General features: G+C 35.1%; 19 protein-coding genes. 8 read left to right on the top strand and 11 right to left on the bottom strand.

Features of this window, described 5'->3' with window-relative positions; translation table 11 throughout:
- Nucleotides 1–46: 46 nt before the first annotated feature.
- The 4 genes from OMO38_RS16135 to OMO38_RS16120 all read left to right on the top strand — a co-directional run bounded on the left by OMO38_RS16135 (nt 47) and on the right by OMO38_RS16120 (nt 3,445).
- Nucleotides 47–712 carry a hypothetical protein gene (locus OMO38_RS16135; RefSeq protein WP_264751217.1) on the top strand — a complete coding sequence of 222 codons (666 nt, stop codon included), beginning with the start codon at nt 47–49 and terminating at the stop codon, nt 710–712.
- An 81-nt stretch (nt 713–793) separates the two neighbouring features.
- Nucleotides 794–1,969, top strand: a complete 1,176-nt coding sequence (locus OMO38_RS16130; protein ID WP_264751216.1) for an aspartate aminotransferase family protein — start codon at nt 794–796, stop codon at nt 1,967–1,969.
- Nucleotides 1,970–2,165: 196 nt separating this feature from the next.
- Nucleotides 2,166–2,552, top strand: a complete 387-nt coding sequence (locus OMO38_RS16125) for an START-like domain-containing protein (protein WP_047444457.1) — start codon at nt 2,166–2,168, stop codon at nt 2,550–2,552.
- Between the two features lie 77 nt (nt 2,553–2,629).
- Entirely contained in the window at nt 2,630–3,445 is an 816-nt protein-coding gene (locus OMO38_RS16120) for an aminotransferase class IV (RefSeq protein ID WP_264751215.1), read from the top strand.
- 77 nt (nt 3,446–3,522) lie between these two features.
- Here OMO38_RS16120 and OMO38_RS16115 read toward each other — a convergent pair whose 3' ends face one another.
- Both OMO38_RS16115 and OMO38_RS16110 read right to left on the bottom strand, forming a co-directional pair.
- Nucleotides 3,523–4,098, bottom strand: coding sequence for an N-acetylmuramoyl-L-alanine amidase family protein (locus OMO38_RS16115; RefSeq protein WP_264751214.1), 576 nt, complete (start codon nt 4,096–4,098; stop codon nt 3,523–3,525).
- A 110-nt stretch (nt 4,099–4,208) separates the two neighbouring features.
- The gene (locus tag OMO38_RS16110; protein ID WP_264751213.1) at nt 4,209–4,757 is read right to left on the bottom strand and encodes a YqgE/AlgH family protein; all 549 of its coding nucleotides are present in this window, start codon (nt 4,755–4,757) and stop codon (nt 4,209–4,211) included.
- Between the two features lie 24 nt (nt 4,758–4,781).
- Here OMO38_RS16110 and pdxH point away from each other — a divergent pair, with 24 nt between their 5' ends.
- Nucleotides 4,782–5,423, top strand: a complete 642-nt coding sequence (pdxH, locus tag OMO38_RS16105) for a pyridoxamine 5'-phosphate oxidase (protein WP_264751212.1) — start codon at nt 4,782–4,784, stop codon at nt 5,421–5,423.
- A gap of 90 nt (nt 5,424–5,513) precedes the next feature.
- Here pdxH and OMO38_RS16100 read toward each other — a convergent pair whose 3' ends face one another.
- Nucleotides 5,514–5,804 (bottom strand): HU family DNA-binding protein, encoded by a 291-nt coding sequence (locus OMO38_RS16100; protein ID WP_129536153.1) that lies wholly within the window; start codon nt 5,802–5,804, stop codon nt 5,514–5,516.
- A gap of 398 nt (nt 5,805–6,202) precedes the next feature.
- On the opposite strand from OMO38_RS16100, the gene panD reads away from it, so the two are divergent.
- The 3 genes from panD (at nt 6,203) to OMO38_RS16085 (ending at nt 8,288) form a co-directional block, all read left to right on the top strand.
- The gene (gene panD / locus OMO38_RS16095) at nt 6,203–6,553 is read left to right on the top strand and encodes an aspartate 1-decarboxylase (RefSeq protein WP_264751211.1); all 351 of its coding nucleotides are present in this window, start codon (nt 6,203–6,205) and stop codon (nt 6,551–6,553) included.
- Nucleotides 6,554–6,556: 3 nt separating this feature from the next.
- The gene (locus OMO38_RS16090) at nt 6,557–7,588 is read left to right on the top strand and encodes a lysylphosphatidylglycerol synthase transmembrane domain-containing protein (RefSeq protein WP_406567331.1); all 1,032 of its coding nucleotides are present in this window, start codon (nt 6,557–6,559) and stop codon (nt 7,586–7,588) included.
- A 124-nt stretch (nt 7,589–7,712) separates the two neighbouring features.
- Complete coding sequence (locus tag OMO38_RS16085) at nt 7,713–8,288, top strand: TerD family protein (RefSeq protein ID WP_264751209.1); 576 nt, start codon at nt 7,713–7,715, stop codon at nt 8,286–8,288.
- 24 nt (nt 8,289–8,312) lie between these two features.
- On the opposite strand, the gene OMO38_RS16080 is transcribed toward OMO38_RS16085, so the two are convergent.
- The 8 genes from OMO38_RS16080 to OMO38_RS16045 all read right to left on the bottom strand — a co-directional run bounded on the left by OMO38_RS16080 (nt 8,313) and on the right by OMO38_RS16045 (nt 13,661).
- Nucleotides 8,313–8,744: a GNAT family N-acetyltransferase gene (locus OMO38_RS16080; protein ID WP_264751208.1), complete on the bottom strand. Its 432-nt coding sequence runs from the start codon at nt 8,742–8,744 to the stop codon at nt 8,313–8,315.
- A 41-nt stretch (nt 8,745–8,785) separates the two neighbouring features.
- Nucleotides 8,786–9,346 (bottom strand): GNAT family N-acetyltransferase, encoded by a 561-nt coding sequence (locus OMO38_RS16075; protein WP_264751207.1) that lies wholly within the window; start codon nt 9,344–9,346, stop codon nt 8,786–8,788.
- A 27-nt stretch (nt 9,347–9,373) separates the two neighbouring features.
- Entirely contained in the window at nt 9,374–9,862 is a 489-nt protein-coding gene (locus OMO38_RS16070) for a GDYXXLXY domain-containing protein (protein ID WP_264751206.1), read from the bottom strand.
- A complete protein-coding gene (locus OMO38_RS16065; RefSeq protein ID WP_264751205.1) occupies nt 9,849–10,925 on the bottom strand; it encodes a DUF4401 domain-containing protein in 1,077 nt (358 codons plus the stop codon). The genes OMO38_RS16070 and OMO38_RS16065 overlap by 14 nt, the downstream gene beginning before the upstream one ends.
- Nucleotides 10,915–11,871: a DUF2157 domain-containing protein gene (locus OMO38_RS16060; RefSeq protein ID WP_264751204.1), complete on the bottom strand. Its 957-nt coding sequence runs from the start codon at nt 11,869–11,871 to the stop codon at nt 10,915–10,917. Before OMO38_RS16060 ends, OMO38_RS16065 begins: the two co-directional genes overlap by 11 nt.
- A gap of 61 nt (nt 11,872–11,932) precedes the next feature.
- The gene (locus OMO38_RS16055; RefSeq protein WP_264751203.1) at nt 11,933–12,439 is read right to left on the bottom strand and encodes a hypothetical protein; all 507 of its coding nucleotides are present in this window, start codon (nt 12,437–12,439) and stop codon (nt 11,933–11,935) included.
- 52 nt (nt 12,440–12,491) lie between these two features.
- A complete protein-coding gene (locus OMO38_RS16050) occupies nt 12,492–12,935 on the bottom strand; it encodes a TonB C-terminal domain-containing protein (protein WP_264751202.1) in 444 nt (147 codons plus the stop codon).
- A gap of 84 nt (nt 12,936–13,019) precedes the next feature.
- On the bottom strand, nt 13,020–13,661 hold the full coding sequence (locus OMO38_RS16045) for a hypothetical protein (protein WP_264751201.1): 642 nt from the start codon (nt 13,659–13,661) through the stop codon (nt 13,020–13,022).
- Between the last annotated feature and the right edge of the window lie 7 nt (nt 13,662–13,668).

The following is a 13,668-nucleotide window of genomic DNA, read 5'->3' as shown; positions in this document are numbered from 1 at the left end:
TCTGTGTATTTGAACTTTGAATGTCTAAAAAAAAAGTCGTTTTATAATGAGAAGAATTCTTTTAATAATCATCGTTGTGAGTTCAATAGGAATTTTAAATGCTCAGACTATGGCAAATATTTTCTGTAATATGCCGTCTGAATATACAGATAATCTTAGTGTTTTGGAAAGAAAAGAGTTAGTAAAAACTAAAACATTCACTAATGATGATATTTCTTATACACTGAAAATTGATGAGAAAAATGGATATCTAAGATTGGAACAGTATTACACCGAAGGTCAGTCCGGATATCAAATTTTTGAAATGGCTTACTGGAGTCTGGAAAACAAAAAATTAGTTGCACTTTCGAGTGTAGGAGGAAGTAACGGAGGTTTTTTCCAAAATAATTTTAAACTGTTTGAACATAAAAATAATGTCTTAACCGAATTGAAAACCGGATATTTAAAAAGCTACAGTTCAAACTTTGATGTTTTTATGAACAGTCTTGTTCGTGAATTCACCAATAAAAATGTAAAGCAATCGGTTATCGATGATTTAATTTATGCACAATTCACGATTGAGCTTCCTAAAAATGGTAGAGATTTACTGATATCATTCAAAGAAAATGGAATGTCTTCACCCGATTTTTTCGAAAAAAACTATGCAAAGTATCTTAAGTTTAGAGAAAAAAGATATGTCTGGAATGCTGACAGAAAGTTATTTGAATATTAATTGCAATTCAATTTTCAGCTTTATAAAATTTCCCTATCTGACTTATCTTTTTTAGCTTTGCCTAAATTTTCATCTATAGAAATGCAAAAAGATTTTTTTAAATATCAGGCACAGACCACGCAGTTTGCAGCAGGTTTTGAAGTAGAAAAGGCAATGGGGAGCTATATTTTCGGAAAAGACGGCAGGAGATATCTGGACTTTGTAGCAGGAGTTTCAGCCAATACACTGGGGCATTCTCATCCCAAAATTGTCACTGCGATTAAAGAGCAGGCCGACAAATATCTTCACGTGATGGTTTATGGGGAATATGCTCAGGAAAAACCGGTAGAATTATGCAGATTACTGGCAGAGGCTACACCTGATCCTTTAGAAATTACATATTTAGTGAACAGTGGTGCAGAAGCCATCGACGGAAGTTTAAAATTAGCCAAAAGATATACAGGCAGAGAAGAGATTGTTTCGTTCAAAAATTCCTACCACGGAAATACGCATGGAGCCTTGAGTGTTTCCGGAAATGAGTTTCATAAAAGAGAATTCCGTCCCTTATTGCCGATGGTCTCTTTTATTGAATTTAATAATGAAAATGACTTCGTAAAAATCACAGAAAAAACAGCCTGTGTTATCCTGGAAACCATTCAGGGAGCGGCAGGTTTTTTAGTTCCGAATGATGGTTATCTATTGAAACTGAAAAAGAGATGTGAGGAAGTCGGCGCCCTCTTAATTTTAGATGAAATTCAGCCGGGCTTCGGAAGAACGGGTAAACTGTTCTCTTTTGAACATTTCGGGATTGTACCTGACATTTTGGTGATGGGAAAAGGAATGGGTGGCGGAGTTCCTGTAGGAGCCTTTATGAGTTCAAAAAAAATTATGGAAACATTATCTCATTCCCCTAAATTAGGACACATCACGACTTTCGGAGGAAATCCATTAATAGCTGCCGCTTCTCATGCTACTTTAAAGGAAGTTTTAGACAGCGGTTTGATGAATGAAGTTGCCGAAAAAGAAGAACTGTTCCGAACGCTTCTGGTACATCCAAAAATTAAAAATATCAATGGTAAAGGTTTGATGTTAGCCGTGAATCTCGGATCACCGGAATTTACCTTAGATGTCGCCAAGAGATGCATGGAGAAAGGATTAATTGTATTCTGGCAACTGTACAGAAACGAATATTTAAGAATTTCACCACCATTGACGATTTCAAAAGAAGAAATTACAGAAGGCTGCCAGATTATTCTTGATGTATTAAACGAAAACTAAAATATTTAAATAAACAGAAACCTCTTGAGAAAGAGGTTTTTTTATTAATATCATCAATTTAAAAACAAAAACCCAGGCGAGAAAATTTAAATTTATTTTTCTGATAAATATCATTCATATTGCATAAAAATCTATTTAGTTTTTTGTGTAATAAAAAAATTAATTTATATATTGCGTCACGTTAAAAATAAGTTATATGGCGAAACATAAAGTCCATTACGAATTCCCAATGCATTGTCTTTCAGAGATTTTGTATGAATATTTGGCTAGTGCTGAGGGATTATCCGAATGGTTTGCAGATGATGTGATAGAGAAAGGTGACGATTTCTATTTTAGTTGGGGCGGCGGTTCTGAAGAAAAAGCGACTTTGATCAGATATAAGCCTGAAGGTTTCGTGCGTTTCAGATGGGAGGAAGATGAAGGTACCAAAAACTTCTTTGAAATGACCATCACGATTGACGATATCACGGAAGATTTAGCTCTTAACATTACAGATTTCTGTGAAGAAGGTGACGAAGAAGAAAATGCTTTGTACTGGGAGAATCTAATCGAAAACCTTAGAATAAAATTAGGTGCAGCTTAATAAGTAAGCGGTACTGACTTAATGGTAAAACTGATGGACGATTTATCGTTCATTATTTTTTTATAAACAATCATACTTTGGACAAAACATATTTTACTTCAGAAGAGCTTGAGTTAAAAAACAGAGCATTTCTTTTGGGAGATGCTGTGAAGGTTTCATTTTTTGTAAGAAATTCTCGGCTAATCATGGATGAAGAATGCTACTTCTTTCTAATGGCTTCGATGAGAAAAATGAGGATGAATATTCCTCTGACCTATACTTTAGAATTTTTTCAGACTCTTTTTAACGAAAAGGTAATTCAGCAAAAGGGTGTTACAGACGGAATTATCAATTTCTTGGTTTACCGGAATTCAGATGGAATCACGTTGTCGAAGTCAACCATTTCCTATTTCTTTGAAGTTGATGAGATGGATGATGTTCTGAATGTACATCAACGACCTTTGGAATTAGATTTAATTAAAGAGATCAATGTCAATAATAACTTATTAAGCAATATAAGAGTGCATTGCCCGGAGAATATCTATGCTGGAATTTACGCACAGGAAAATGATCTGGATGATGTGATTCTTTTAAATCCAAATAAGAGAATTGCACGCTCTACTTCAGGTAATCTTTTGTTTTTGGAAGGGAATATTATTAAAGTTCCAAAACATTCGGAGGGAGCATATATTTCGCCTTTGCTCGAAAACTTTGTGACTTATCTGCATAAAAATAATCTCGCCGATATTCAGGAGCATGAAATTATTGCTTTTGAATCTCAGAAAGCTGAAGAGATATTAATGATTTCTGACGAGAAAGGAATTTTCTCTGTTGGAAAGATTAGAAATAAAACTTTTGAAAACGCCCGCTTTACCGCATTGGTAGAGGGCTGGAAGAGTAGTTTTTCGAATTAAATTGACAAACCCGGTAAACAACAATAACGTCCTTTACCGGGTTTTATTCTGATACAATCAGAAAAGTGTATTTTTCTTTATTTTTCGGCAATAATTTCAATGAATTTCTGAGCGACTTCTTTCTGTCCCTTTTCACTCGTCAGATATTTACGGTCTTCTGTATTATTAAGATATCCTAACTCTACCAGAACTGCCGGAGCGTTCGATGCTCTTAAAATGTGAAGATTTTTCTCTTCAATATTACATGTTCCTAATTTTTTCGAAATTCTGTCTGCCAAAGCTTTTGAAGCTTCAGATTTTTGAGTGAAAATTTCGTGTCCCTTGATTGCTGATTCTTTAGAAGTACTGGTATTGATGTGAAGCGAAATCACCATTTCCGGATTCAGCTTATTGATCATATCAGTTCTGTCTGTCAAAGTTGAATTTTGATCAGAATCTCTCGTGAGAACGATTTCAAATTCATCCTGAGAGCTGTTGTATTGTTTGATATTGGAAGCGACTGCTAAAACAATCTGTTTTTCTGAAATACCTTCATAAGTTGCGCCCTTGTCATTGCCGCCATGACCGGCGTCTATAACGATGATTTTTTTATCAGAAGGTTTGAAGGATAAAAAGAGAACTGCTAGAAGGGGAGCAAAAAATAATTTTTTCATATTCATAACTTTGGTTTTAGTTTTTCAAAGAACGTGAAAAGTATGTTAAAAATTATGTAAAGAATACTTAAAATTTGTTAAATGTATATCGCTTCGTTGTGAAGTAATGATTAATTTAGAGAAATATCTTCAGGTGCATTGGCCCACAGAAGATATTCACCGCCAAGGTTTTGCATAATTGATTTCCACAGAGTCTGGTCGTTAGGCAGGGTATAGTCAAGGTTATACACATCAACAACCGTCCACACCTTACGTTTGATCTCACTGTCAAGCTGCAATGCGCCCCATCCTGAATATCCTGAGAAAATTTTAACATCATCGATGCTTATTTCAGCACTTAGGACAGAATTAATTACTTTTTCCACATCTTCGGTCAGATAAAACTCCTGATTGATTTCGGTATCCACTTCTGATACTTTTTTTCCTTTGATGATAAAAAATACTTTTTCGTTTTCTACGGGACCGCCATCATAGACTTCTATTTTAAAGTCAAAAAAGTTTTTGAATCTGCTACTCATCTTAGAATTTTTCTTGTTCAGGATCAGACCAAAAGCACCGTTTTCATTATGTTCTATGATAAGTACTACTGATCTGGAAAAAATATCTCCGGAAATATCAGGCGTGGAAATTAATATTTTACCTTTGTATGAGTAATTCATACTCAAATTTAATAAAAATTATTTATGGAAAACCTTCATGACAAGAGAAAAATCTACGAAAAATCTCAACTTATTGAAAGTGAGATTAAAGAGAATCCTTTAGAGCAATTTAGAGATTGGTTTTTGGACGCGTCATCAAATCCTACCGTTTCTGAGGCTAATGCTATGGCGGTTTCCACTTTAGAGGATGATGGTTGTCCTAGAACAAGAATGGTTTTGCTGAAAGAATATACGTATGAAGGATTTATTTTTTACACCAATTATGACAGCAGAAAAGGGAAAGCTATTGCAAAAACGCATAAAGCCTGTCTGCATTTTTTCTGGCCGGGATTAGAAAGGCAGATTATCATTAAAGCCGATTTAGAAAAAATTGCTGAAAATCTGAGTGACGGATACTTTCATTCAAGACCTAAAGGAAGTCAGCTTGGCGCGGCAGTTTCCCCACAGAGCGAAGTGATTCCTGACCGAGCATATTTGGAAGTAAAATTAAAAGAATTAGAAGAAAAATTTGAAAATATTGAAGTGCCTAAGCCTGAAAATTGGGGCGGTTATATTGCTAAGCCCTACGAGATTGAATTTTGGCAGGGTAGACCCAACAGATTACACGACCGAATTATTTATACCCTGAAAGGTATGGACTGGGAAATTTCACGTTTGGCGCCATAATCATAGTAGCTCTTATCATAACTAACTAAATATACAGGAAATAAAAAACCTCATCGAAAGATGAGGTTTGCATTTTTATAATCAGATTGATTACTTCTTTTTAACACCTGAAACCGCAGTTGCCAAATCAGCACCAGCCTTAAATTTAGCTACCGTTTTAGCAGCAATTTTAATTGGTTTTTTTGTTGCAGGGTTGATCCCTTGTCTTGCAGCTCTCTCAGATACTGAGAAAGTTCCAAACCCTACTAGAGACACTTTTCCGTCTTTTGCCTTTAGAGTAGTTGTAACGTTAGAAATAAAAGATTCTAAAGCAGCCTTTGCTGCAACTTTAGTAATTCCTGCATCTTTAGCGATTGCGTCGATTAATTCAGACTTGTTCATAATTTTTATATTAAAAGTTAGTTAGTAATTGTAGCAAATATAAAACAATTTTCAAATTGTGCAAATTTTTTCTAAAAACTTGTGAATTTTTTTTGATTTACCCTGAAATCAATCAATATATCATAATTCAAGTTTTCACGAAAAACCTACGTTTTGAGCATCTAAAATCATGCCAACTGCTTATGTTTATTGGTTTTGTTGAAAAATTAATATTCAATTTGCTATTTATTAAATCCTAAATTTAATGCTTACTTTATATTTTTTTCCTAATATGCTTATTGACTTGATAATCAGTAAGGAATTATATTAATTTGTATGAAATAAAAATTGGTCTTTAAGTCATGTTCTTAAATCAATTTTAAAATCAATTTATTAAATATTATTAATAAATTTGCACCATGTTAATAGAAGTATTCAAATCGAAGATTCACAGGGTAAGAGTTACAGCTTCAGACCTTAATTATATCGGAAGTATTACCATAGATGAAGATCTTATTGATGCAGCAGGACTGGTAGTGGGAGAGAGAGTTTATATCGTTAATGTAAACAACGGAGAACGTTTTGATACGTATGTGATCAAAGGTAAAAGAAAATCCGGAGAAGTTTGTCTGAATGGCCCTGCGGCAAGAAAAGTTCAGCGTGACGACATTATTATCGTGATCGCCTACGCGCAGATGACGCCTGAGGAAGCAAGAGAGTTTCAGCCAAAAATCGTTTTCCCGGACGAGAAAACTAATCTTCTTACCTAATTGATGGAAAAGAAATCTAACAGTCCTTTAAAATCAATTCTTACCATTGTTATTTCGCTTGCATTTGCAGGCTTTTTTCTTTGGCTGGCATTGAAGGGTTTTGAGTTTGAAAAAGTTCAGAAATCCCTGTCAAAAGCGAATTATCTCTGGGTAGCAATCGCTGCAGTGTTCGGTGTTTTGGCTTACTGGTTAAGAGCGGTTCGCTGGAATCTGCTATTGGAACCAATGGGATACCATATTTCAAATTCTAACGCATTCTGGACAATTTCTTTTGGATATTTAATGAATTTAACAATTCCGAGAAGTGGTGAGGTTGCTAGAGCGACAGCTTTATACGGTGTGGAAAAAGTGCCTGTAGATAAGTCTTTCGGAACGATTATTTTAGAAAGGGTAGTAGATTTGGTTTGTATGATGGTATTTTTAGGATTAACTTTTGTTTTTAAATATGATGCCATCCTTTCATTTTATGAAAATTCAGGAATCAAATTTAATCCGAATAAAGTTATCTTAATAGTTTCCCTGTTGGTTTTATGTGCGATTCTCTTTTTTGTATTTAAAAAGAAATTGGCAACAGTACCTGTATTAGGAAAAATTATCGGGTTTATTGATGGAATTCTTCAAGGTTTAACTTCGATATTTAAGCTAAAACAAAAAGTAAATTTCATTCTCTACACCATAGGAATCTGGATTTGTTACTATATGGCAGCATATCTTGTGTGTTTTGCTCTGCCAGAAACTTCAGACTTTACCATTGCTGATGGTTTTTTCATTATCGTAGTAGGAACTTTGGGTATGATTGTCCCGGCGAGTGGAGGTATTGGAGCATTTAATTTGGCGATGAAGTACGGCTTTATGGCACTGTTTATCTCAATGGGAAAAAGCGCGGAATTTGGCGGCGAAATGGGTTTGACCTATTCATTTATTTCGCTCCCATTACAAATTGTCATTATGTTGACGACCGGTTTGCTGTCTATCCCAATGCTGGCCAAGGCACGAACTCAACTGGCAGAGGACACGGAAGTAAAATCTGTTTAAATTTTAGAATTTTAATTAAAATATACTGCCCGATCTTATGGATCGGGCTTTTTTAATGTTTTTTTAATCTGAATATTTGGAGAAGTGACAAATCAAAACTATCTTAGGCATAAAGTACAGAACTATGGCAATCAACTTACAGAAAGGACAGAGAATTGATATCGGACTCACGAAAATGACTATCGGCCTCGGTTGGGATCCCAACGAAGGAACAGGCTACGATTTTGATCTTGATGCTTCTGCCATTATGATCGATTCTCAAAGGAAACTGGTAAGTGAAGATTATTTTGTTTTTTACAATAACCTGAATTCCCCGGACGGAGCCCTGGCGCATACCGGTGACGATCCGAGTGGGAAAAACAGTGATGGCGATGACGACGAAGCCATTATGATCGATCTCGAAAAAGTAGATCAGAGAGTTGAAGAAATTCTTTTTGTGGTAACCATTGAAGATTTTGAAAGACGAAGACAGAATTTTGGGCAGGTAAGAAATTCATACATCAGAATTGTTGATCAGAACAATAATCAGGAAATTGCAAAGTATGAACTTGACGAAGATTTCTCTATTGAAACAGGAATTGAGTTCGGAAGACTTTATAAAAAAAACGGCAACTGGAAATTTGAAGCTTCAGGTATTGGCTATCGCGCTGATTTAGGTTTCTTTTTAGAGAAATATTATAACGGACAGATCATAAAGTAAGGGGAAATGTTGACAAATTTTTTTTCAGTGAACTATTTCCATATGAAATGAATGCTGGTCTTCATCTGTAATTTTAAATCCTAAACCTGCGTACAAATTCTTTGCTCGATTGGTTTTTAAAACACTGAGCCTGGTGCTCTTCTGAAGCGAAGCTGCTTCACGAAGTATATCCGTCAGAATCCTTCTGCCAATTCCTTTACCTTGCAATTTAGGGTTAATCTGGATCTGAAGAATTTCTATTAGGCTTTCTGTTCTGTTGATTTTTAACAGTCCGACAGGCTGATTATCCAATAAAATAATTTGAGCTTTATCAAACTTATACTGTATTCGTTTTAACGTGGATTCTTTATCAGTCGCAAGATGTGAACTTTCATAATGCTCGGTCATTGTTTCTGTTCTTAAATTGAATAGAAAATCAATATCCTCTTCTGTGGCTTTCCTAAATGTTATTTTCAATCAATCTGTTTTAAAATGATGTCGACTCTGTGAAATATAATTTAATCTTCTGCAACCAAAGCTTCCCAGTCTTTTCTCAGCATCGCATACTGAAATTCACTTCCCCATTTGCCTTTAAAGAAAATATTTTCTATAAAATGACCTTCTTTTTTAAAACCACAATTTTCTAAAAGTTTAACTGAACTTTCATTTTCTGCATCAACAATTTCTACAACACGATGGAAGTCTTCCAGACTGAACAAAAACTGTAATACAGCATTCATGGTTTCTCTTGCAAAACCTTTTTTCTGCTCGGTGTGCGAAAGTGTGATGCCTATCTCTGCAATACGTTGATCATAATGGTCGAGCTTTATGGCGCAGTCGCCAATTAATTTTTCTGTTTCTTTCTTTTCAATTGCATACTGTACCCATTCGCCCGGTTTCCCGAAAGTTCTGTCTTTCTGCGATTCTATGAATTTTTCAGCCTGCTCTCTGGTCATCACATCAAAGCTCTGATATCTTGTCACTTCAGGATTTGAGCGGTAAAAATAGAAGTCATCCACATCTTTAGGATTCAGGTTTCTGATGATCAATCTGTCGGTTTCCAAAAGGAGTTTTTTCATGTTGACAAAAATAATATTTTGATGAAACTAATTAATCGGTTTTAAATTTTTATTATACAGCCCAATCAGAATGCTGTTGCCGTTTTGGTCTATTTTTATGCCGCCATATTCCGCTTTCTCGTACTTTTCAGCCTGTCCTTCTTCAAAAAAATAAGACTCTGCACCGATATTGATATTCCAACTGTCAGGAGCATTGTATTGTATCAGATGTTCACCTGGTTTTAGAGGAATTGGTTCTTTCTGAAACCTTACTCTCTGTGCGATGCCTTTCTGATCTAATTTAACGATGCAATAGCCACGCTTAGGCATTTTATCAATATTCAGATTTTCGGAAATCGCATACCGTAAAGTCATATAATCTCCCTGCATTAACGAACGAGGATCGACCGGAGCCAGTTTCAGCAAAACCAACTGTCCGTTTTGCAGCAATTTTTCTTTCTTAAAAACCGACCAGTTAAAATAAACCAAAAGCAGAATAAGATTGAGCAGAATAATGAGCCACTTATATTTTTTCATGAGATGTCAGTTTTTTACGGGTGAATAAATAGATGGCAAGGAAAAGAATTCCTGATGAAAATAAAATAATCGATTTGTTTAACAGAGTAAACTGCAGATCATAATAAAACATAGAGATAAAGTAGACAAAAGCAATAATTCCTAAGCCCAGACCTGTTTTATAATTAGCCATAAAACTCAGCAAAATAATCAGTATCGCTCCGGAAATCGCAGGAGAATAGGCCGTAGGAATCAGTATAACTGTTGTCGCAACCATCAGGATTACTTTGTGTCTGATTTCTGTAATATTTAAAATTTTAAAAAGATAATATACAATACAAAGTATCGATAGAACAATCATGACCGATGCAACTACTAAATAGCTGTAGGAGAAAGTGGTGAATCTGGCTTCATCCATGTAAAGAAAAAGCGATAGAAAAGTAAAAACAAACGCCGAGCGAACGGGCTCATAAAGTTTAGAAAGCATATTTTTCAGCGAAAGTATTTTGGCTTCATTCAGAAAAAGAAAAGTGAGGAAGGCCGCTACGATGGCTGTATAAATGTATATCCATGAGGTTAGATCATTAAATGTGAGTACTGCGGCGATACTGATGTTAAACAGAGAGATTGAAACGAATGACATAATGTAGTTCTGAACGATAAGCAGCGAAAAAAGTGCAATCAGCATAAAGATGAAGCACATAATACTTTCGTCATTAACCACCGAGTCCACAAGACCAATTCCGAGTAAAACTAAACCAATTAAGTAAAAAGTCACACTGATCGTATCAATAATGATTTTGTTGGCTACTTTATTTAGAAAAAGCGATCCGATAATGCAGAAGCTTCCGAAAAGCATTAACCCTTCAACAGAATCGAAAAAATCAATAAGAAATAAAAAGCCGACAAATGCAATACCCGACATCAAACCACCAAACACGGATAATATTTTTATCGCCAATGATTGGTGATCTTCTTTACCTATGTAAGCTTTCTGTATATTTTCTTTGTTAAATAAAAGTTCTCTGCTGCTCTTTTTCTGAATGTAAGAAAGGAGCTCATCAATATTTTCTTTACTTCTCATTTTTCCATTTTTTTTGAAGTGATATTAAATTCCAGATGACCAGGGTGATACTCGTAATAATGAATAAGCTAACCAATAAAAAGCTTGCGTCTTCCTGCAAAATTTCAAAAAGTAATGTGGAAACGATAATGATGATACTTAAGGGAATGACTGCCAGATAAAATCCGTTTTTTTCTTTTAATGACTGCCAAATTCCCAATCCGAAGAGGATTATTGCAGAAATGAGGAGAAAATGAAAATCAGCGTCTGGTTCATCTAAGAATCCATGCACAATTCCCATGGTTGCGAAAGAAATCGCGGCCAGTGAAACAATATTTAAAAACCATCTCGGAACTGACACGCCTTTTTTTGATTCTGAAATAAAGATTCCCGAAATCGCTGCAGAAGCGTTCACCAAAAAAAGAAAAGTGCAGACGAAATTTACAGACCAGTCTTTGGCCACCTGCTCGGTGTACAGTATAAATGTGGTATTAATCAACAAAAGAAAAAGAAGCCACAGCGGCGCGAAATCTGAAATGATAACCCAAAGCGCGATAAATAAAGTCCAGCCAAGAAAGAAATCATAGGCGTCAGCTCCCGTTTGGTAAATCTGTCCGTAAACCGCAAACAGTGCACCCACCAGAACTGAACTTCCGGTAAGGATTATATTGCGTGTCATTTTGCTGGTTTTCGCAAACAGGACGACAGATGTTGTTGCGATAATCACTAATTCTGTAAGTCCGATTTTTGCGAATTTGTTGAGGTTTGCCCAGTTGTAAGCGAAGAAGAATATAATTCCGGAAACGGTAAACCCGACGCCCAGCGTGACAAAAAATAAGCGCAGAAATTTTTGCCATGCTTCTCTGTCATTATAGATGTTTTCTGTGAGGACCTGTGAAATTCCTTGTTCATCGATGTCGCTGTGGCGGCTGATAATGTGGATGTCTTCCCGTTGGATGTCTTCCATTTGTATTTTGTTTATCATTCGGTTCTGCAGTTCAAAGCCAATATCTGCCTGTGTTTGGTTGTTATTTTGGTTGATAAGAATAATTTCTGAAATTGATTAATGCCAGAAAATCTATTTTGTACGGCCACAGTTCCGTATGTCTGGTGCCTGGATTTAAGGGAGTGACTGAGGTTCTTTCAAATTCCTCTTTGTTCCAGATTTTTATTTCAGCATCAAACTGTAGCGGAAAGCTGTAATTGTTTCTTGATAACATCACTGTTTGGTAATCTTTATCTTCTTTCCCTTCCCTGTAATATCCAATTCCGAAAATAACTTCAATGGTTTCTTTTTCGGGACTTTTATCAAATAATTTTTCTGTTTCAAAAATTTTAAACTGCTCCGAAAATTCCGAGTATTTGATCACTTTATAATCAAAAGAATTCTGAGTATTTTTCACCAGTTTTAAGGTTAATTTTGAACCTAGTTTAAAAGCCATTCCGTTGGCAATGGTATCATTTGGAGCCTGCGCATTGAATTTTGCGGATAAAAAACAGGAAAAAAAGATCAGTGAGTAGTAAAAGAATTTCATAGTATCAGTTTAAAGATTTAGATCGGGTTTTGTACGAAAATTTTCACCGGAATTAGTTATTTTTAAATTCAAAAGGCAAATTCACAATGTCAATAACAGCGGTTCCGTCTTTGTTCTTTGCATGTTCCCACAGGGTGTCCATTGTCGTTGTTTCAGCAGCTTTTTTCACTGCACTGTTGAAATCGGTATTATTCCCGTAGGTTGAGATATTCAGAACATTTCCTTTCTGATCAATTTTTAAAATAATTTTAGTTTTTAAAATCTTGTCAGCTATTTTAAAATTGGACTTTATTAAATTATTTTTTACGTTTTCGAGAAACAGTCTGTTTCCGCCAGAATATTGAGCTGGGAATATATTGATGGGCGGAGGAGGAACGCTAAGATCTTGTGGCTGTCTTAGCTCGTGTTCTTCTTTGATGTTTTTTTCAATATTGTTTTTTTGAGAAACCACTATTGTAAAAATACAGAGGCTACAAAAGGTTAATAATTTTCTCATTTGGTTTTAATCAACAGATTGAGAATAAAGATATACAATTTCTGCCGAATGCTTTAAAATAAAAAACATCTGAATGATCGTGAATTACTGTCTGTCAACAAAATTGATATATTCCCTCATACGTCCTAAAGATTTGCGGTCCATCGTCCAGAATTCAAAAATCTCATTTTTCTTAAGTATAAATTCAGTATTAAATATACTGTTGCATTTTCCGTCACCAGAACTGGCGGCTTTTTGCAGTATTTCATAATTCACTTTTGCTGTTTCCTCATTTTCAAATTCATAAACACAGATCTTAAATTCCTGATAGTAACCCCGAATCCGTTTGTTTGATTGGGATCTCCTTCTGTAACTGACTTTTTGTTTCTCACTTTTTACAGCATACATACGCATTCCGGTCCTTTCTATATAATATGTTACGAGATTTACACAGTCATTAAGGAAATTGTATTCGGGCTCTGTTTTATCCACATTATAAGCATTGATTTCCATCTGATTTCTTGTCAGTTCTCTCGTTAAATTGTTTATGACAGAAAGATTGTCGGGCATATTGACCGTACGGACCGTATCGTTCTTATATTTTGCGTTAAACAAATTATACAAAAGAGAATCTTCATCTTTTTTCTGACAGGAATTTCCGAAAAGTGCAGTACAGATCATCAAAGCGCAGTAAAAAGGATATTTTTTTAATTTATTTTTCCTCATCTCACTTAAAGCTCTTGACAAATTTTCA

The organism is Chryseobacterium kimseyorum (genome assembly GCF_025971945.1).
In the GTDB taxonomy this organism is placed as follows: domain Bacteria; phylum Bacteroidota; class Bacteroidia; order Flavobacteriales; family Weeksellaceae; genus Chryseobacterium; species Chryseobacterium kimseyorum.
This window is presented reverse-complemented; position numbering and strand designations above follow the sequence as displayed.

Coding starts and splice junctions, on each gene's coding strand:
- OMO38_RS16135 (WP_264751217.1), top strand. CDS start 47: ATGAGAAGAATTCTTTTAATAATCATCGTTGTGAGTTCAATAGGAATT.
- OMO38_RS16130 (WP_264751216.1), top strand. CDS start 794: ATGCAAAAAGATTTTTTTAAATATCAGGCACAGACCACGCAGTTTGCA.
- OMO38_RS16125 (WP_047444457.1), top strand. CDS start 2,166: ATGGCGAAACATAAAGTCCATTACGAATTCCCAATGCATTGTCTTTCA.
- OMO38_RS16115 (WP_264751214.1), bottom strand. CDS start 4,098: ATGAAAAAATTATTTTTTGCTCCCCTTCTAGCAGTTCTCTTTTTATCC.
- OMO38_RS16110 (WP_264751213.1), bottom strand. CDS start 4,757: ATGAATTACTCATACAAAGGTAAAATATTAATTTCCACGCCTGATATT.
- pdxH (WP_264751212.1), top strand. CDS start 4,782: ATGGAAAACCTTCATGACAAGAGAAAAATCTACGAAAAATCTCAACTT.
- OMO38_RS16100 (WP_129536153.1), bottom strand. CDS start 5,804: ATGAACAAGTCTGAATTAATCGACGCAATCGCTAAAGATGCAGGAATT.
- panD (WP_264751211.1), top strand. CDS start 6,203: ATGTTAATAGAAGTATTCAAATCGAAGATTCACAGGGTAAGAGTTACA.
- OMO38_RS16090 (WP_406567331.1), top strand. CDS start 6,557: ATGGAAAAGAAATCTAACAGTCCTTTAAAATCAATTCTTACCATTGTT.
- OMO38_RS16085 (WP_264751209.1), top strand. CDS start 7,713: ATGGCAATCAACTTACAGAAAGGACAGAGAATTGATATCGGACTCACG.
- OMO38_RS16075 (WP_264751207.1), bottom strand. CDS start 9,346: ATGAAAAAACTCCTTTTGGAAACCGACAGATTGATCATCAGAAACCTG.
- OMO38_RS16070 (WP_264751206.1), bottom strand. CDS start 9,862: ATGAAAAAATATAAGTGGCTCATTATTCTGCTCAATCTTATTCTGCTT.
- OMO38_RS16065 (WP_264751205.1), bottom strand. CDS start 10,925: ATGAGAAGTAAAGAAAATATTGATGAGCTCCTTTCTTACATTCAGAAA.
- OMO38_RS16060 (WP_264751204.1), bottom strand. CDS start 11,871: ATGGAAGACATCCAACGGGAAGACATCCACATTATCAGCCGCCACAGC.
- OMO38_RS16055 (WP_264751203.1), bottom strand. CDS start 12,439: ATGAAATTCTTTTACTACTCACTGATCTTTTTTTCCTGTTTTTTATCC.
- OMO38_RS16050 (WP_264751202.1), bottom strand. CDS start 12,935: ATGAGAAAATTATTAACCTTTTGTAGCCTCTGTATTTTTACAATAGTG.